This is a genomic window from Pseudomonas sp. ADPe (assembly GCF_014843515.1).
In the GTDB taxonomy this organism is placed as follows: Bacteria; Pseudomonadota; Gammaproteobacteria; order Pseudomonadales; family Pseudomonadaceae; genus Pseudomonas; species Pseudomonas citronellolis.
On sequence record NZ_CP062122.1, the window covers coordinates 1,335,220 to 1,353,025 of the forward strand.

Here is a 17,806-nt window from a genome sequence, read left to right on the forward strand (position 1 = left end):
CCCCATGTCCGCCATGAACGAAAAAGCCCGCCGGGTGGCGGGCTCCTTCAATTGCGGGCAGCTTACTTCTCGACGAAGGCGCGCTCGATCAGGTAGTCGCCCGGCTCGCCCATGCGCGGGGAGATCTGCAGGCCGAAGCCGTTCAGCACTTCGCTGGTCTCGTCCAGCATGCTCGGGCTGCCGCAGATCATGGCGCGGTCGTCCTGCGGGTTCATCGGCGGCAGGCCGATGTCGGCAAACAGCTTGCCGCTGCGCATCAGGTCGGTCTGGCGGCCCATGTTGCGGAACTCTTCACGGGTGACCAGGGGGTAGTAGATCAGCTTCTCTTTCACCATGTCGCCGAAGTACTCGTGCTCCGGCAGGACCTTGGTAATGAAGTCGGCGTAGGCCAGCTCGCTGACCCAGCGCACGCCGTGGACCAGGATGACCTTGTCGAACTTCTCGTAGACTTCCGGGTCCTGGATCACGCTCAGGAACGGCGCCATGCCGGTGCCGGTGCTCAGCAGGTACAGGTGCTTGCCGGGCTTGAGGTCGTCCAGCACCAGGGTGCCGGTGGGCTTGCGGCTGACCATCAGCTCGTCGCCTTCCTTCAGGTGCTGCAGGCGCGAGGTCAGCGGGCCGTCCGGGACCTTGATGCTGAAGAACTCCAGGTGCTCCTCGTAGTTCGGGCTGGCGATGGAGTAGGCGCGCATCAGCGGGCGACCGTTGACTTCCAGGCCGATCATCACGAACTGGCCGGTCTTGAAGCGCAGGCCCGGGTTACGGGTGGTCTTGAAGCTGAAGAGAGTGTCGTTCCAGTGGTGCACGCTGAGAACGCGCTCGGTGTACAGGTTGCTCATCAAGGACTCCTAGAGATTCGTGGCGCACCCCAGCAGATCCCGGACGTAGCGCGATTGCGCGACATTTTATAGGGGGCGAGAATATCCGCAAAATAAATTATCTGGATATTGCTAATCCAAAACGCAGATAAGGGACGCCTGGCGGCCAGCGCGCGCCAGCTTACGCCCCCTGCCGCCCCGCCTGGGGCGACCGAATGTCGCGCCCCTCGCCCGCCACGGAGCCAGCCGAACCGATGAAATTCACCCTGCGCCAGATGGAAGTCTTCGTCGCCGTGGCCCAGCAGGAAAGCGTGTCGCGCGCCGCCGAAGCGCTGTCGCTGTCGCAGTCGGCCACCAGCACGGCCCTGGGCGAACTGGAGCGGCAGTTCGACTGCAAGCTGTTCGACCGCGCCGGCAAGCGCCTGACGCTGAACGCCCTGGGCCGCCAGCTGCTGCCCCAGGCGGTGGCGCTGCTGGACCGCGGCAGCGAGATCGAGACGCTGCTCAACGGCAAGAGCGCCTTCGGCTCCCTGGACCTGGGCGCCACCCTGACCATCGGCAACTACCTGGCCACCCTGCTGATCGGCACCTTCATGCAGCGCCAGCCGGACTGCCGGGTGCGCCTGCACGTGCACAACACCGCCCACGTGGTGCAGCGCATCGCCCACTACGAGCTGGACCTGGGCCTGATCGAGGGCGACTGCCAGCACCCGGACATCGAGGTGCAGCCGTGGATGGAGGACGAGCTGGTGGTGTTCTGCGCGCCGCAGCACCCGCTGGCCAACGCCGGGCCCGTGGACCTGCATCGGCTCAGCAGCGAGGCCTGGATCCTCCGCGAGCAGGGCTCGGGCACCCGCCTGACCTTCGACCAGGCCATGCGCCATCACATCGAGCCGCTGAACATCCGCCTGGAGCTGGAGCACACCGAGGCGATCAAGCGCGCCGTGGAGTCGGGCCTGGGCATCGGCTGCATCTCGCGCCTGGCCCTGCGCGACGCCTTCCGCCGCGGCAGCCTGGTGCCGGTGGACACCCCGCAGCTGGACCTGCGCCGGCAGTTCTACTTCATCTGGCACCGGCAGAAGTACCAGACCGCGACCATGCGCGAATTCCTCGACCTGTGCCGCAGCGAGACGGCGGGCATCAGCCGCAGCGACGAGATCGTGCTGCCGATGATTCCCTGAGGCGGTCTTGTCGACCACGCCGGGACGCTCTTCGTAGGATGGGTTGAGCCTGCGAAACCCATGCTGCCGTGGTGATGGGTATCGCTTCGCTCAACCCATCCTACGACGGCATTTCTCCGCACCTTGTAGAGCGTAGGGCGAATAACGTTCGACGTTATCCGCCGTTTGGCCTTGGCTTCAGGCGCGCTCCGGGTTTGGCCACGAAGTGCCTGTTTCAGGGCACTCCGGGCTCGACCAAGGAGCCGGGCACGAGGCCGGTGTAGCGGCGTATGACCGCGAACGGTCATACGCCCTACGCGCCTGCTCCCATGGGCTCAGCCCAGCAGGATCACCGCCCAGGTCACGGTGATGATGCTCAGCGCGACGAACTGCGCGGCGCTGCCCATGTCCTTGGCGTTCTTCGACAGCGGGTGGCGCTCCAGGGAGACGCGGTCGACCACCGCTTCCACCGCCGAGTTGAGCAGTTCGACGATCAGCGCCAGCAGGCACACGGCGATCATCAGTGCGCGCTCGCCGCGGGTGACGTCGCAGAAGAACGCCAGCGGGACGAGGATGACGTTGATCAGCACCAGTTGGCGGAAGGCCGCCTCGCCACGGAAGGCGGCGACGAAACCGGCCATGGAGTAGCCGGCGGCGTTGAGGATGCGCTTCAGGCCGGTCTGGCCCTTGAAGGGGGAAGAAGTCACGAAGGGCTCTCTGCGAAAAAAGACGCGGCACTCTAAACCAGGTGCCATAGGAAAGTGTGAAACCAAGGTCACGGGCGGCCGATCAGGCGCCCGGAACCGTTTCCATCTGTTGCAGCAACAGCGCCGCCTGGGTGCGGGTGCGCACGTTGAGCTTGCGGAAGATCGCCGTGACGTGGGCTTTGACGGTGGCCTCGGAAACGCTCAGTTCGAAGGCGATCTGCTTGTTCAGCAGGCCTTCGCAGACCATGGTCAGCACGCGGAACTGCTGCGGCGTCAGGCTCGCCAGGCCGGCGCTGGCGGCGCGCACTTCCTCGCTCAGCTCGGTCACCGCGTCGGCCTGCGGCGGCCACCAGACGTCGCCGTCGAGCACCGCGCGCACCGCCTGCTGCAGGGTGGCCATCTCGCTGGACTTGGGGATGAAGCCGCTGGCGCCGAACTCGCGGGAGCGCTGCACCACGGCGGCGTCCTCCTGGGCCGAGATCATCACCACCGGGATCTGCGGGTACTGCCCGCGCAGCAGCACCAGGCCGGAAAAGCCGTATGCGCCGGGCATGTTCAGGTCCAGCAGGACCAGGTCCCAGTCGGCCTTCTCGTTGAGCCTGGCTTCCAGCTCGGCGATGCTCGCCGCCTCCACCAGTTTCGCTTCGGGGCCCAGGCCCAAGGTGAGGGCCTGGTGCAGGGCACTGCGGAACAGCGGATGATCGTCAGCGATCAGGATTTCATAGGAAGCCATGTAAGTTCCTTGATGGCCAGGCTCGATCCCGGCCGCGGATAACGGCGGGGCCAGCATGGGAAAGGTCGTGACCTGATTGGCGCATTGTACGCAAATGCATCGGCCGATGCCTGCCGAGAATGCAGATGCGGGCGACTCCCGGCGCACCCGCTGACGGAATGGACAGCTTTTCAAAGTCCCCGGCTTGCGGCAGAGTTGCGCTCTTTTTTTGCCTGCCGAGAACACCATGAAGAGCCACGCCCTGCGCGCCGATATCCTGATGCTGGTCACCGCCATGATCTGGGGCGTGTCCTTCGTCGCGCAGCGCCTGGGGATGGATGCCATCGGGCCCTTCCTCTATACCGGCCTGCGCTTCGCCCTCGGCGCGCTGATGCTGCTGCCGCTGCTGGCCTGGTCGGCCAGGCGCGGGGCCCAGCCGTTCAACCGCGGCCTGCTGCTGGCGGGCCTGGCCATCGGCACCGCGCTGACCCTGGGCATCAACCTGCAGCAGGTCGGCCTGCTGTTCACCAGCGTGACCAACTCCGGCTTCATCACCGGCCTGTACGTGATCATCGTGCCGCTGCTCGGCCTGCTGCTGGGCCACCGCACCGGCACGGGCACCTGGCTCGGCGCGGCGCTGGCGGTGATCGGCATGGCCATGCTGAGCATCGGCCCGGGCTTCAAGGTGGCCTCCGGCGACTGGCTGCAACTGACCGGCGCGCTGGTGTGGGGCTGCCACGTGTTGCTGGTGGGCCTGTTCGCCAGCCGCTACGACGCTATCCGCCTGGCCTTCCTGCAGTTCGTCACCTGCTCGGTGGTGAGCATGGCGCTGGCGCTGGTGTTCGAGGAAATCCACTGGGACGCCATCGTCCAGGCCGGCCCGGCACTGCTCTACGGCGGCCTGCTCGGCGTCGGCACCGGTTTCACCCTGCAGGTGATCGCGCAGAAGCACGCCATCGCCTCCCACGCGGCGATCATCCTGTCGCTGGAAGCGGTGTTCGCCGCCATCGCCGGGGCGATCTTCCTCGACGAGAGCCTGCACGCGCGCGGTTACTTCGGCTGCGCGCTGATGCTCGCCGGCATGCTGGTGGCCCAGCTGTGGCCGCAGAAGAAGGCCGCGGCGGCCTGAACCCTAGAGCGCGGTGTAGGGCCGCAGGGCCTGGTGCGCCGGGCTCTGCTCGTCCAGGCCGCGCTGGTGCTTGGCGCCCAGGTAGCGCTCGCTGAACACGTCCAGGTAGGCATCCAGCGCATCCCCCGCGCGCTGGTCGCCGGCCAGGCCCAGGCACAGCGCCGCCACTTCCGCGGTGCACAGGTGCTCGTCGAACTTGGAGCGGCGCAGGCGGTAGCGCGATAACGCGTCCGGGGTGATGCTCAGCACCGGGAAGCGGTCCAGGTAGGGGCTCTTGCGGAACATCTTGCGCGCCTCGTTCCAGGTGGCGTCCAGCAGGATGAACAGCGGGCGCTTGCCGGGTTGCGGCGCGACCTTCTCCACCACCCGCTCGGCGGCGACGAACTCCCCCGGAAACACCACGTAGGGCTGCCACTGCGGATCGTCCAGCAGCGCCAGCAGGGCCGGGTCGACCTCGATCCGCGACCAGCCGAAGGCCCAGGTGTCCGGCACCGTCTCGGCGATCAGCCAGCCGGTATTGCTCGGCTTCAGCGGCTCGGTATCGAACATCACCAGGCACATGCCGGCGTTGGCCTGCACCTGCGGCTGCCAGGCGCACATGCAGTAGTCCGGGCGCAGGCGGCAGCCGGCGCAGCGCGGCGAACGCGAGCCGCGGGCCACGAAGGGCTTCACGCAACGGGCCAGGCGCTCGGCGCGGAGGCGGGCGACGGCATGGTTCTTGGTGGCGGGATGGGCAGGCGACATCGGTGGCTCGGGCGGGCAGTCTCGGCGGGCGGCGATTGTAACAGAGCCCCTGCGCGCCAAGGCCGCTCGGCAGCCGGGCGGTTTTCAGGGACAATGGGGATTTGCGGCGCCGGCGAACCGTGCCGGCGTCGCGCGGTCGAATACGCACCCGTTTCAGGAGAAGCCCATGCTGCGCCTAACCGCCCTCGCCCTCTGCCTCGTCCTGCCCGCGGCCCACGCCGCGTCGCTCAAGGACTTCGAACTGGCCAAGACACTGGAGAAAGTCGCCAAGGAAAGCAGCGAAGGCACTCCGCGCGCGATCAACGAGGACATCCTCGACCAGGGCTATACCGTCGAAGGCAACCAGTTGATCAACCACCTCAGCGTGCGCGCCAGCCACGCCGCGAAGATGCGCGCCAACCCCGAGAGCGTGCGCAGCCAGCTGGGCGACAGCGTGTGCAGCAACACCGGCTACCGCCAGTTGCTGGCCCAGGGCGCGGTGCTCACCTACGACTTCACCGAGTACCACAGCAACGCCCCGGTGGCCGTCGAGCGCTTCGATGCCGGCAGCTGCCGCATCAAGCTGCAGAAGTGAAGCCGGCGCCATGCTGGAGTCGGAAAAGCTCAACCTGCTGAAGATCGCCCGCACGCCGATGCCCTTCGGCAAGTACCAGGGACGCATGCTGGTGGACCTGCCGGAGGAGTACCTGCTGTGGTTCCAGCGCAATGACAGCTTTCCCAAGGGCGAGCTGGGCCGCCTGATGCAGATTGTGCTGGAGCTGAAGGTCGAGAGCCTGGATTCCCTCGTCAAGCCGCTGAAGCGCTGAGGCGCCTCAGCGCAGGGCCCGCGGATCCCCCTTGCCGGCAAGCGCCGCGACCTCCTCGGCGGTCAGCAGCGCGCTGCGCGGTACTTCCAGCAGGCGCGCGCAGGCCGCCAGCACATCGCCCCAGCAGGCCCGGTTGGCGAACAGCATGCCGGGCTCGTCGAGGGTCCCGCCGCGGTTGCGGTAGCCCAGCACCGAGCTGCGCAGCGCATCCGGCAGGATCGGCCAGAGATGCCCGCGCGCCACTTCCGGGCGCATGTGGGTGAGCAGCACGCGGCGCCCGTAGGCGTCCGGGAACAGTTGCTCGATCAACGCCTCGTCGGCCACCGCCGCCAGTTCCCAATTGTCCCTCGGCGCGCGGAAGCGCCCGGGCTCCTGCAGGTAGACCAGGCGGTACGGGTAGCCGGCCTCGGCCAGGCGCTCCACGGCGCGGCGCATCTCGCCGAGCTGGTAGCTGCCGTTGGCGATCAGCAGCAACGGATCGCTGCCGGGATGTTCTTCCACCACGATGGCGCCATCGCGCGCCAGTTGTTCGGCCTGGGCCCGGTCGAACAGGTTCGGCCGCTCGCGCTTGGGCGCCACCACGCAGGCGAGCTGGCCACGGCTGCGGTAGATCTGCGGCAGCAGCGCCAGCAGGCTGTTGTGGTCGGCGGGGAACAGCACCCGCACCATGTCGCTCATCTCGCCCAGCAGGCTTTCGCAGAAGGTGGTGTCCTGGTGCGATTGCTGGTTCTTGCCGTTCTCCCAGGTGTGCGAGGTGGCCACCAGCGGCCAGCCGAGCCAGCCAGCCGGGCGCCCCGCCTCTTTCTGCAGGCGGGCGAAGATCAGCGTCTGGCGCACCGCGCCGAGCATCTTCACGCAGAACGCCTCGTAGCTGGCCACCAGGTTGAGCCCGCCCTGGTTGGCCAGGCAGGCGGAGACCACGGCCTCCTCGTTGAGCGCGGTGATGACCCGCCCGTCGATGGCCTCCAGCGCGCTCTCCGGCTGGCAGACGCGGTGCTTCAGCGCCTTGAGCACGCCACCCAGGCGGTTGCTGGCCAGCTCGTCGGGGTTGCCGACGCGGGCCCGCAGGTCCGGGTTCGCCGCGCACAGTTCGCTGAAGAAGCGGTCCAGCGCCAGCATCGGCGAGCACTGGTCGTTGCGGTAGTGCAGTTCCGGCAGGCTGGGCTCGATGGGCCGCCGCACCGCCAGCGGGTTGTCGCGCTCCAGCAGGCGCCCCTGGCGGCTCGCGGTGAACAGCGCGCAGGCGGCGTCCAGCTCCGCTTCCGGCACCCACAGCCGCGCCGCATGCTGGTTGAACAGCTCACGGGCGTTCTCGTCTTCGCGGGGGTTGCCCGGCAGCGGCAGGTTGTGCGCGGCGTTACTGCCGGCGCCGTAGAAGCCGAAGCCCTTGACCGTCTCGGCGATGCCGTAGGGAATCGGCAGCGGGTACTGCAGGATGCCGCTGTTCTTCTCGTGAATGCGATGGGCCAGGCGCTGCTCCATCTCCCAGAGGGCGCAGACGAAGGCGGCCGGGTCGCGGCCATCGAAACTCAGCGGGTCGAAGCCGCAACCGCTCAGGTGGTGCTTGAAGCCCTCCAGACCCTCGCGGGTGCCCAGTTGGGTACGCTGCTCGATGCGCCGGCCATTGGCGATCATCACCGGCAGGGCCACGCCGCAGTCCTCGGCGCGCCACCAGCGCGGCATCCAGTCGCTGCCGCGCTGCTCCTCGGCGGCGCCGTCGGAGAGGAAGGCCACCAGGGTCTCGCCGGGCAGCGGCAGGTGCGCGTACTGCAGTTCGGCGAAGCCCAGGTAGCCGCCTTCGGCGATGCCGCCGGCGGTATGCGGGTTGACGTGGCTGCCCAGGGGCGCGGCAACGCTGCCGTCCGGCGCCTGGGCGTAGCTGTAGAAGTCCTGCACCAGGCGCTCCAGGCCGGCGGCGTCGATGCTGTAGCGCCGCGCCTGCTCGGGGTGCAGGTTGGCGGTCAGCACGTTGAGCGCCTCGATGGCCGCCACGCAGTGCCCCTGCCCCATCAGCCAGCCGCGGGTGGTGCCGGTCAGGGCATTGAGCGCCAGGTAGCCGGCGTAGGCCGGCACCATGTTCAGGGCGCCGCCGGTGTGGCCCTCGGGGCTGGCCTTGAAGTCCTCGGCCTGCAGCGGCGTGCCATCCAGGTGCACACGGCGCGTGTAGGTCATGTGCACCACCAGCCAGAGCCCGGCGCAGGTCAGCCGGTCCAGCGCGCGGAACATCCGGTAGACGCTCGCCAGGTCCGGCTGCAGGCCGGCCTGGACCAATTGATGAGCCACGCGGAAGACCGCAGCCTGGGTCAGCGCGCTATGCTCAAGCGGACCGTATCCGCTCAGCCATTCGGCGAATGCCGGCTGCTCCGCCGCGTGCGCGGCCAGTTCGTCCGGACTGGGCAGTATCTGCGACATGCTCGACGTTCTCCCTGGGGCTATGGGGGAAGTCTAGGTCGCCGGATGGGAGGGGCGCTGACCTGTATCAACGCCATTTCGTTCCAGCTACGCGAGTCTGAAATACCGAATCCTGCTAAGGAGGCCCCATGGCCCTACTCACCTTCATCGGCGCAGCCCAGGAAGTCACCGGCTCCTGCTACCTGCTGGAAACCCGGGACGGCGCGCGCGTGCTGCTCGAGTGCGGCATGCGCCAGGGCCGCAGCAACGGCAAGAGCACCCGCGACAACGAGGCCGGCAACCGCACGCCCTTCCCCTTCGACCCGAAGAGCCTGAACGCGGTGGTCATCTCCCACGCCCACATCGACCACAGCGGGCTGCTGCCGCGCCTGGCGAAGGAAGGCTACAAGGGGCCGATCTATGCCACCGAGTCCTGCTGCGAGCTGCTGGAACTGATGCTGATGGATTCGGCCAACATCCAGGAAAAGGACGCCGAGTGGGAGAGCAAGTGGCGCGCCCGCCTGAACAAGCCGCCGGTCACCCCGATCTACACCGTGGAAGACACCGAGAAGGCCCTGAAGCTGCGCCGCAGCGTCAGCTACGGCAGCACCGTGGAAGTGGCGCCCGGCATCCGCGTGACCTTCCACAACGCAGGGCACATCCTCGGCTCGGCCATCGTCGAGATCGAGATCCACGAGCAGGGCTTGACGCGCCGCCTGGTGTTCTCCGGCGACCTGGGCAACACCTGCTCGCCGCTGATGCGCACGCCGACGCCGCTGAGCCGCGCCGACGTGGTGCTGCTGGAATCCACCTACGGCGACCGCGACCACCGCGACAACAACGAGACGCTGCTGGAACTGGCGGACATCCTCGAACAGGCGCAGAAGGACGGCGGCAACGTGCTGATCCCCGCCTTCGCCGTCGGCCGCACCCAGGACCTGCTGTTCTACCTCGGGCGCTTCTACCAGGAAGGCCGCCTGCCGCAGCAGATGGTCTTTCTCGACAGCCCCATGGCCGCGCGGGCCAACGATATCTACCTGCGCCACTCCGGCGAGTTCTCCGACAGCGACCGCGAATACATCCGCGGCACCGGCACCGTGAAGCTGTCCGAATGGCTGCCGCTGCTGCGCACCACGCAGACGCCGGAAGACTCCATGGCGATCAACCGCATCAAGAGCGGCGCCATCATCATCGCCGGCAGCGGCATGTGCACCGGCGGGCGCATCGTCCACCACTTCAAGCACAACCTCTGGCGCCAGGAGTGCCACATCGTCTTCCCCGGCTTCCAGGCCAAGGGCACCCTGGGCCGCGCCATCGTCGACGGCGCCGAGAGCGTGCGCGTGCTGCGCCAGCGCATCGCCGTGCGGGCGAAGGTCCACACCCTCGGCGGCTTCTCCGCCCATGCCGGACAATCGCAATTGATTCAGTGGGTTGGCCACTTCGAGAACAAACCCGAGCTATACCTGATACATGGCGAGCGGGAAAAGATGGATGCCCTGCAGGCGGCACTGCTCGAACGCCTCGACTGGAAAGCCAACATTCCCGAACAGGGGGACCGTATCGCAATCTGAAACAGGGTCATCGCCGACTGTCATCGGCGGCATGTCAGACTGGCGCACGCCTACGACAAGGGGTTGAAGAACAAGGAGTATCCCCATGCCCTATGAACCCGAGGACTACCTTTCCCGGCACTTCCAGACCAGCGGCACCGACCTGACGCAAAAGGTCGAGGAGCTGGCCGCCCTCGCCGCGCCGGGCAACAGCCCGAACCTGCCGCTGTACCGCGAGATGCTCTTCACCGTGGCGCGCATGGCCCAGGCCGACCGCAACCGCTGGGACGCCAAGATCATGCTGCAGACGCTGCGCGAGATGGAGCACGCCTTCGCCACCCTCGAGCAGTTCAAGCGCCGGCGCAAGGTCACGGTGTTCGGCTCGGCGCGCACGCCCCCGGACCACCCGCTGTACGCCCTGGCCCGGGACCTGGGGCGCACCCTGGCGCGCTACGACCTGATGGTCGTCACCGGCGCCGGCGGCGGCATCATGGCCGCCGCCCACGAAGGCGCGGGGCTGGAGAACAGCCTGGGCTTCAACATCACCCTGCCCTTCGAGCAACAGGCCAACCACACGGTGGCCGGCACCAACAACCTGCTGTCGTTCCACTTCTTCTTCCTGCGCAAGCTGTTCTTCGTCAAGGAAGCCGACGCCCTGGTGCTCTGCCCCGGCGGCTTCGGCACCCTGGACGAGGCGCTGGAAGTGCTGACGCTGATCCAGACCGGCAAGAGCCCGCTGGTGCCGGTGGTGCTGCTCGACCAACCCGGCGGGCATTACTGGGAGCAGGCGCTGCAGTTCATGCAGGAGCAACTGCTGGACAACCGCTACATCCTGGCCAGCGACATGCACCTGATGAAACTGGCCCGCTCGGTGGAGGACGCGGTGGGGGAGATCGCCCACTTCTACAGCAACTTCCACTCCAGCCGCTGGCTCAAGGACAACTTCGTCATCCGCCTCAACCACCGCCTCAGCGACCAGGCCATGCAGCGCCTGCACGAGGAGTTCGGCAACCTCTGCCTGCACGACGGCTTCCACCAACAGGCCTGCGGCGAACTGGAAAAGGACGAGCCGGAATTCACCCAGCTCACCCGCCTGGCCTTCGCCTTCAACGGCCGCGACCACGGCCGCCTGCGCGAGCTGGTGAACTTCATCAACGACAAGCAGAACTGGACCGAAGCCTGCCCCGTTCCGGCATAGGCCACTGCACCTGTAAGCGGGCCCTGCCCGCGATTCGCGCGCAGGGCGCGCTCCTACATGGGATGGCGCGGGTGGGTGGCGCGCGGATCTCATCCGCGATCCGCGCCGGTGGTTCCGGCTATCGCGGACGGAGTCCGCTCCTACGCTCTCCGGCCCCCGTGGGATGGGTTGAACGAAGCGATACCCATCACCATGGCCCGATGGGTATCGCAAGCTCAACCCATCCTACGAAAAGCGCCTCGGTGCGGTGGACAAGGCCCCCATGTCCAGCAGGTAAAGAAACAGCCGCTTTCTCGAATATGGCGTATTACGTCATTATCTTGAGAAACTCCTAAACGCCGAACTAATTAATCCGACCACTATCCCCCAAGTTACAGTCTCGCACGGCCTTCTTGAAGAGAAGTAAAAAAGTCCTTGGCTATGCAACTCTTGACTCGGTAATAGGGGATTATAAAACCTCTCGTCGTGGCAGTTACCGTGTCGACTCATGCTGCTGACGAGATTGTTGGCCTTGAGGAAACCCCGCCAGTCCGATCGGCAACTTTCGCAGCACGCAGGCCACGCCAATCACTTTCCCGACCGCTTCGAACTTGAATTCTTCGGGATAATGCCGGTTGCTCATGGCACCTCCTGATGGGCCTCATTATGAGGCTCGGAGGTGTCTAAGAAACCAGGGGCGATTCACCTTCAAAAAGCCATTGGAACAGACACGATCAAATCAAACATCTCTCTCGAACTTGTCAGGTATACGATTAATTAGCTTCTATCTAGCATTCTCGAGCCGCTAATGTCGCGACCACCACCGAGCAGCAAATACCCAGCCCAGCCTTCCAAAGAAATCCCAAGAATGTGTCAGGGACACCCCGATGGCATAGCGTTTACGGTGAGCGCTCAGTTGATTGGGTGATAGAAGGCTACTGGCTCCTGGTGTCGTCTACTGCGCAAACCCTGTAATTATTTGGCTACCTGACCCCCATGAAGAATTTCTTTGATAGCCCCCTCTATTTCTCGGTCATCACCGAGGATTCACTGATGCAGACTGTGGTCTTGGATGCCGTTCAGCAACACGCCATTCAGAAGCTGGTCTCTAGCGCAGACGTACTCAATGTGCTGCAACATCCGGAAGCAGGCTCCCTCGACGAATGCCTGGCAGCCTCTCGCTCTGGCGAGGACCTGCTACTGTCCTTCCGCACTCACGAAGAACACCCGGCGCTGATCCTCGAAAACTTCTTCACCAGCAGCAGCCGATTGCACGTCCTGCGCCAGGACGGCGAGCTCCTGCGCGGCATCGTGGCTCAGGATAATCCTTCCCAAGGCCCTTTGAGTTTCAGCAGCGAGTCGGTCGGCGACGTCGCGCAACAAGCCGAAGCCCCAGCTTTGGCGGCGCTCCATCAAGCCATTCTTCCCATCGAGCCAGCCGCGGATGTGTCGCCGGCAGCGGATCTTGAGCTCAAGATCACCAACGCCCTGGATCAGGTGGGGGCCCGTCAAGGCACGCTTGAATCAGGGGCGGTGACTGATGATCGCTCGTCCATCCTGGAAGGTACGGGAGTTGCCGACTCCATCCTCGAAATCTTCGATGGCGCAGAGCTCATCGGCGAAGTACGAGTTGGCAAAGACGGGCACTGGCGCTTCGAGCCCGAAGAGTCGCTTCAAGAGGGTGGTCACCTCTTTACCGCTCGAGTCAAAGGTGGCAGCGACACTTCCAATGCCTTCGTGTTGATCCTCGACTCCATTGCTCCCTCTCGAGCGATCATCGAACAGATCAGTGACGACCTGACTGGTTCGCCGATCAAAATTGCCAAGAATGGCCATACCGCAGACAACACGCCGCTCATCGAAGGTAAAGCCGAAGCCTACAGCATGGTTGCCATCTACAACGGCAAGACGCTGATTGGCACTTCTTTCGCCGACGCCAATGGTAAATGGTCGCTTTCGTCTTTCTTCACCTGGCCCGACGGCCAATACAGCATCACCGCTCAGGCAATCGATCACTCCGGTAATGCTGGTCTTTCCTCGACTCCGTACCAGTTCACCATCAACGCCGCGCCCATCCCTGCGCCGGTAATCCTGCAAGTGTTCGACGATGTCGGCGACCAGCAAGGCGCGATCGGCAACAACGCGCAAACTGACGACCAGCAGCCCACCCTCACCGGCTCTGCCGAACCTAACGCTCGTGTCGAGATCCTCGACAAAGGTACGAGGCTCGGGGAAGCCCTTGCCGACGCCAGTGGCAAGTGGTCCTTCACCCCGACTCAACCCCTGGGCGAAGGCACGCATAGCTTCACCGCACGCGCCATCAGCCAGACCGGCAAGGTCTCCGAGTCCTCTGCGGCCTGGAACATCACCATCGACGTCACTGCGCCCAGCAAGCCGGGCACTGATGGCGAAGGCCCTGGCCTGCACGAAATTGGCGGCAGCGACGGTCCGATCGAGAACGGCGGCACCACCAACGACAATACCCCCAGCTTCAAGGGCAAAGGCGAGCCGGGCGACACCATCATTATCATCGACGAAAAGAGTGGTGAAGTGATTGGTGAAACCAAGGTCGATGAAAACGGCAACTGGGAACTGATCCCGAACCCGCCTCTCGAAGATGGCGAGCACGAGATCGTGGTCATCATCCAGGATCCGGCAGGTAACCAGTCCGAGAAATCCGATCCGGTCATCATCATCGTTGACACCGTGATCGCCAAGCCCTCCATCACTGACGTCATTGATGATGTGGGCTCGGTAAAAGGCAGTATCGCCAACAACGGCACCACCGACGATTCCACCCCGACTCTGTCCGGTAAAGCCGAGGCCGGCGCCCTTGTTGTCATCACCGCCACTGGCAAGGTCAATAACGAGGATATCTTCACCATTCTTGGCGGCGTGTACGCGGATGCCGACGGCAACTGGAGCTTTACCCCCGGCGCGCTGGATGATGGCCAGTACGTATTCACCGTCTATGCCGAGGATGCCGCTGGCAACATGAGCAGCAACTCGAATAGCTATGCCATCACTATCCAGACTTCGACGGCCAAACCGACCATTTCAGACGCATTCGACGACGTGGGGCCGGTGACGGGCAGCATCGCCAACAACGGCGTCACCGATGACACTCAGCCCACCCTCACCGGCAAGGCTATGGCTGGCGCCACCGTCACCATCAAGAATGGCAGTACCCTGCTCGGCTCCGTCGTGGCTGACGCCAGCGGTAACTGGAGCTTCACGCCGTCCAGCGCCCTGGCTGAAGGCAAGTACGTCTTCACCGTCACCGCCACCGATAGCACCGGCAAAAGTGCGACCTCGGACACCTACACCCTCACCGTCGACACCTCGATCGCCAAGCCGGCGATCGCGAACGTAACCGATGACGAGGGTTCGGTGACAGGCAACGTCGCCAACAACGGCACCACCGACGATCCCACCCCGACCCTGTCCGGTAAAGCCGAGGCCGGCGCCCTTGTTGTCATCACCGCCACTGGCAAGGTCAATAACAAGGATATCTTCACCATTCTTGGTGGCGCATTCGCGGATGCCGACGGCAACTGGAGCTTTACCCCCGGCGCGCTGGATGATGGCCAGTACGTATTCACCGTCTATGCCGAGGATGCCGCTGGCAACATGAGCAGCGACTCGAATAGCTATGCCATCACTATCCAGACTTCGACGGCCAAACCGACCATTTCAGACGCATTCGACGACGTGGGGCCGGTGACGGGCAGCATCGCCAACAACGGCGTCACCGATGACACTCAGCCCACCCTCACCGGCAAGGCTATGGCTGGCGCCACCGTCACCATCAAGAATGGCAGTACCCTGCTCGGCTCCGTCGTGGCTGACGCCAGCGGCAACTGGAGCTTCACGCCGTCCAGCGCCCTGGCGGAAGGCAAGTACGTCTTCACCGTCACCGCCACCGATAGCACCGGCAAAAGTGCGACCTCGGACACCTACACCCTCACCGTCGACACCTCGATCGCCAAGCCGACGATCGCGAACGTAACCGATGACGAGGGTTCGGTGACAGGCAACGTCGCCAACAACGGCACCACCGACGATCCCACCCCGACCCTGTCCGGTAAAGCCGAGGCCGGCGCCCTTGTTGTCATCACCGCCACTGGCAAGGTCAATAACAAGGATATCTTCACCATTCTTGGCGGCGCATTCGCGGATGCCGACGGCAACTGGAGCTTTACCCCCGGCGCGCTGGATGATGGCCAGTACGTATTCACCGTCTATGCCGAGGATGCCGCTGGCAACATGAGCAGCAACTCGAATAGCTATGCCATCACTATCCAGGCCTCGATGGCCAAACCGACCATTTCAGACGCATTCGACGACGTGGGGCCGGTGACGGGCAGCATCGCCAACAACGGCGTCACCGATGACACTCAGCCCACCCTATCCGGTAAAGCCGAGGTCGGCGCCCTTGTTCTCATCACCGCCACTGGCAAGGTCAATAATGTGGATATCTCCACCACTCTTGGCGGCGTGTACGCGGATGCCGACGGCAACTGGAGCTTTACACCCCAAAGCCCTCTGCCTCTTGGGACGTATTCATTAACTGCTACTGCAATCAACGTAGCGGGCACCGCCAGCGCTTCGTCGGAGCCTTATAACATCACTGTAGCCATGCAGCCGGTCATTTATGCTGAGGATACAGTCGATGCGCTCACCGGCAACGTGCCCAACGGTACAACTCAGCCAATAACCACTTTTGCCTTGCTGAATGACAGCATGGAAACTCAGGTTGTCTTTGACTCCGATACTTTGAAAACCACAAACGAGCGTTCTCTTAGTGGCAATGCTGCTCAAAGCGCGGAGGAGCCTTTCAGCCTGCAGGCAGGCGACACCCTGTTACTGGATGGCAAGCACATGGCGCTAGACCTTGACGCTCTGGTGGATCGCATCACCGGAATCGAAAAGATCGACCTCGGCGCGGGGGGATCCAACAGCCTCAGCGCCGACGCCCTGGAAGGCATGGGACAGGCGGACATACTGTTGGCCGACGGCAAGAACCAACCTGTCATCAGCGGCGACGGCTCCAATAGCCTCCAGTTACTGGACAGCCTGTCCGAACACTGGATGCAGCCCAGCCAGGCGGAGGTCGGCGGAGTGGTCGACCAGACCTACATTTCCGGCGCCAATGAGTTGCTGATCGAGCAGAGCATCCTGGTTACCCTAGCGTAACCCGCTCCGGCACCTGCCGCCCCCAAGGACGGGAGCGGCAGTGCATCGAAGAACCGACGCCCCGGCAGCGCAGGAGGTTCCCGAGCCCTTCCCGCCCGCTGCTCTTCCCACCGCGTCTTCAGCCTGGAGCAAGTTCAGTCTGAAGTCAGAATATATGTACTCCAATACCGTCAGATTTCTGCGCAATACCGCCTTCCCTTCTATTGATTTGCGCAAGTTGTAATTCTTCTATCGGCACCCCCGAACTGAACCGAGCGGACAACGTCGCAACTTGCCCTAGAAGGAAGCGAGGGCGTCGCCACGCCTGTACGCTTAAGACAAATAGCGTTTCAGTTGTTATTGGTCTGTACTTCCGTTCGAAACTGGAGAGCACTGTCCTGCCGCTAGTCGTAATCCCTATTCCCATGAATAGTCTGATTGATAATTCCCTCTGCTGCTCAGTCATCACCGAGGGCTCGCTGATGCAAACCCACCGCCTGTCACTTCCCTGGCAAACGCCAGCCAGACACTGTTGAGCGTGCCGGGATTGCCGCTCACCACTGAGCTTCAACGCCGAGCCCCGGGCGCCATCACGCAGCAGATCGAGGCGCACGTGCTAACCGCCCAGCACCAGGCCATGCTCGTCACTTGGGAATATGCAGGCCGCGCCGAGGCGCTCTTCGTAGGATCGGGGGGGCGCCTAGTTCTTGCTCGCGAATGAGCCTCGCAGCGGAGTGCGTTCGCGAGCAAGCTCGCTCCTACGAAAAGCCGAGCCCCCGTGTACAACGAAGCGCGGTATGTGGATGGCGTAGGGGCAACTGTCTTGCCGGCCGCGCCAAGGTGCGCCTCAACGGATGGGTATCGCTTCGCTCAACGCCATCCTACGGGTCTTGTGTTTGCCGGAGGGCGTAGGAGCGGACTCCGTCCGCGATCCGGCCGACAGGCCGGTCAACCAGCGCCGGGCCCGGGCTCAGTCGTCCCCGCCCCGCCCACTGAACAGGCGGTTGATGGCTTCCATGGAAAAGCCCCGGTAGGCGAGGAAACGCCCCTGCTGGGCACGCTCGCGGGCGTCCTGGGGCAGGCGGGGGAACTTGCGGCGCCACACATCCTGCAATTGCGCTCGCCAATCGACATCCGCCTCGCCCAGGGCCTTTTCGATCTCGCCCCGTGGCAGGCCGCGCTGGCTCAGTTCCTCGCGGATGCGCAAGGGGCCATAGCCGCTGCGCGCCTTGCTGGCGATGAAGGCTTCCAGGTAACGGGATTCGTTGAGCAGCCCTTCCTCGGCCAGGCGGTCGAGGGCGGGCTCGATAAGTTCCGCAGGCGCGCCGCGCTGGCGCAGCTTGCGGACGAGCTCGGCGCGACCGTGCTCGCGTCGCGCCAGGAGGTCCATGGCGGCCCGCCGCACGGCGACGGGCGTATCGAGCACGGTCGGCATCG

14 protein-coding genes are annotated in these 17,806 nt (G+C 64.7%); 7 read left to right on the forward strand and 7 right to left on the reverse strand.

Features of this window, described 5'->3' with window-relative positions; genetic code table 11:
• Positions 1 to 62 precede the first annotated feature (62 nt).
• Positions 63 to 839 (reverse strand): ferredoxin-NADP reductase, encoded by a 777-nt coding sequence (gene fpr / locus IG194_RS06110; RefSeq protein ID WP_009616858.1) that lies wholly within the window; start codon positions 837 to 839, stop codon positions 63 to 65.
• Positions 840 to 1,072: 233 nt separating this feature from the next.
• On the opposite strand from fpr, the gene IG194_RS06115 reads away from it, so the two are divergent.
• Entirely contained in the window at positions 1,073 to 1,999 is a 927-nt protein-coding gene (locus IG194_RS06115) for a LysR family transcriptional regulator (RefSeq protein WP_009616855.1), read from the forward strand.
• A gap of 314 nt (positions 2,000 to 2,313) precedes the next feature.
• Here the strand turns inward: IG194_RS06115 and IG194_RS06120 are convergent, their stop codons facing one another.
• Both IG194_RS06120 and erdR read right to left on the reverse strand, forming a co-directional pair.
• Positions 2,314 to 2,685: a diacylglycerol kinase gene (locus IG194_RS06120; RefSeq protein WP_058070966.1), complete on the reverse strand. Its 372-nt coding sequence runs from the start codon at positions 2,683 to 2,685 to the stop codon at positions 2,314 to 2,316.
• Between the two features lie 82 nt (positions 2,686 to 2,767).
• Positions 2,768 to 3,418, reverse strand: coding sequence for a response regulator transcription factor ErdR (gene erdR, locus IG194_RS06125; RefSeq protein WP_009616852.1), 651 nt, complete (start codon positions 3,416 to 3,418; stop codon positions 2,768 to 2,770).
• Positions 3,419 to 3,644: 226 nt separating this feature from the next.
• Here erdR and IG194_RS06130 point away from each other — a divergent pair, with 226 nt between their 5' ends.
• A complete protein-coding gene (locus IG194_RS06130; protein ID WP_058490901.1) occupies positions 3,645 to 4,526 on the forward strand; it encodes a DMT family transporter in 882 nt (293 codons plus the stop codon).
• Between the two features lie 3 nt (positions 4,527 to 4,529).
• Here IG194_RS06130 and IG194_RS06135 read toward each other — a convergent pair whose 3' ends face one another.
• Positions 4,530 to 5,270 (reverse strand): tRNA-uridine aminocarboxypropyltransferase, encoded by a 741-nt coding sequence (locus tag IG194_RS06135; protein WP_058490903.1) that lies wholly within the window; start codon positions 5,268 to 5,270, stop codon positions 4,530 to 4,532.
• 166 nt (positions 5,271 to 5,436) lie between these two features.
• Between IG194_RS06135 and IG194_RS06140 the strand changes: the two genes are divergently transcribed.
• Together IG194_RS06140 and IG194_RS06145 are read left to right on the forward strand one after the other, a co-directional pair.
• Positions 5,437 to 5,844 (forward strand): quorum-sensing-regulated virulence factor family protein, encoded by a 408-nt coding sequence (locus IG194_RS06140; protein ID WP_043271144.1) that lies wholly within the window; start codon positions 5,437 to 5,439, stop codon positions 5,842 to 5,844.
• A gap of 10 nt (positions 5,845 to 5,854) precedes the next feature.
• A complete protein-coding gene (locus IG194_RS06145) occupies positions 5,855 to 6,076 on the forward strand; it encodes a DUF3820 family protein (protein WP_058490905.1) in 222 nt (73 codons plus the stop codon).
• A gap of 6 nt (positions 6,077 to 6,082) precedes the next feature.
• Here IG194_RS06145 and IG194_RS06150 read toward each other — a convergent pair whose 3' ends face one another.
• Positions 6,083 to 8,488, reverse strand: coding sequence for a xylulose 5-phosphate 3-epimerase (locus tag IG194_RS06150; protein WP_058490907.1), 2,406 nt, complete (start codon positions 8,486 to 8,488; stop codon positions 6,083 to 6,085).
• A gap of 128 nt (positions 8,489 to 8,616) precedes the next feature.
• Between IG194_RS06150 and IG194_RS06155 the strand changes: the two genes are divergently transcribed.
• Positions 8,617 to 10,038, forward strand: a complete 1,422-nt coding sequence (locus IG194_RS06155) for an MBL fold metallo-hydrolase RNA specificity domain-containing protein (RefSeq protein WP_009616845.1) — start codon at positions 8,617 to 8,619, stop codon at positions 10,036 to 10,038.
• A gap of 85 nt (positions 10,039 to 10,123) precedes the next feature.
• A complete protein-coding gene (locus IG194_RS06160; RefSeq protein WP_058490909.1) occupies positions 10,124 to 11,215 on the forward strand; it encodes an LOG family protein in 1,092 nt (363 codons plus the stop codon).
• Between the two features lie 472 nt (positions 11,216 to 11,687).
• On the opposite strand, the gene IG194_RS06165 is transcribed toward IG194_RS06160, so the two are convergent.
• The gene (locus tag IG194_RS06165) at positions 11,688 to 11,837 is read right to left on the reverse strand and encodes a hypothetical protein (protein ID WP_176707149.1); all 150 of its coding nucleotides are present in this window, start codon (positions 11,835 to 11,837) and stop codon (positions 11,688 to 11,690) included.
• A 353-nt stretch (positions 11,838 to 12,190) separates the two neighbouring features.
• On the opposite strand from IG194_RS06165, the gene IG194_RS06170 reads away from it, so the two are divergent.
• A complete protein-coding gene (locus IG194_RS06170) occupies positions 12,191 to 16,390 on the forward strand; it encodes an Ig-like domain-containing protein (protein ID WP_153010647.1) in 4,200 nt (1,399 codons plus the stop codon).
• A gap of 949 nt (positions 16,391 to 17,339) precedes the next feature.
• On the opposite strand, the gene recX is transcribed toward IG194_RS06170, so the two are convergent.
• Positions 17,340 to 17,804, reverse strand: coding sequence for a recombination regulator RecX (gene recX, locus IG194_RS06175; protein ID WP_043271149.1), 465 nt, complete (start codon positions 17,802 to 17,804; stop codon positions 17,340 to 17,342).
• Positions 17,805 to 17,806 lie beyond the last annotated feature (2 nt).

Bases quoted from the DNA above. Each gene is read 5' to 3' on its own strand.
- IG194_RS06150 (WP_058490907.1), bottom strand. From the start codon at position 8,488: ATGTCGCAGATACTGCCCAGTCCGGACGAACTGGCCGCGCACGCGGCG.
- IG194_RS06170 (WP_153010647.1), top strand. From the start codon at position 12,191: ATGAAGAATTTCTTTGATAGCCCCCTCTATTTCTCGGTCATCACCGAG.
- IG194_RS06160 (WP_058490909.1), top strand. From the start codon at position 10,124: ATGCCCTATGAACCCGAGGACTACCTTTCCCGGCACTTCCAGACCAGC.
- IG194_RS06130 (WP_058490901.1), top strand. From the start codon at position 3,645: ATGAAGAGCCACGCCCTGCGCGCCGATATCCTGATGCTGGTCACCGCC.
- IG194_RS06145 (WP_058490905.1), top strand. From the start codon at position 5,855: ATGCTGGAGTCGGAAAAGCTCAACCTGCTGAAGATCGCCCGCACGCCG.
- IG194_RS06115 (WP_009616855.1), top strand. From the start codon at position 1,073: ATGAAATTCACCCTGCGCCAGATGGAAGTCTTCGTCGCCGTGGCCCAG.
- fpr (WP_009616858.1), bottom strand. From the start codon at position 839: ATGAGCAACCTGTACACCGAGCGCGTTCTCAGCGTGCACCACTGGAAC.
- IG194_RS06140 (WP_043271144.1), top strand. From the start codon at position 5,437: ATGCTGCGCCTAACCGCCCTCGCCCTCTGCCTCGTCCTGCCCGCGGCC.
- erdR (WP_009616852.1), bottom strand. From the start codon at position 3,418: ATGGCTTCCTATGAAATCCTGATCGCTGACGATCATCCGCTGTTCCGC.
- IG194_RS06135 (WP_058490903.1), bottom strand. From the start codon at position 5,270: ATGTCGCCTGCCCATCCCGCCACCAAGAACCATGCCGTCGCCCGCCTC.
- IG194_RS06165 (WP_176707149.1), bottom strand. From the start codon at position 11,837: ATGAGCAACCGGCATTATCCCGAAGAATTCAAGTTCGAAGCGGTCGGG.
- recX (WP_043271149.1), bottom strand. From the start codon at position 17,804: ATGCCGACCGTGCTCGATACGCCCGTCGCCGTGCGGCGGGCCGCCATG.
- IG194_RS06155 (WP_009616845.1), top strand. From the start codon at position 8,617: ATGGCCCTACTCACCTTCATCGGCGCAGCCCAGGAAGTCACCGGCTCC.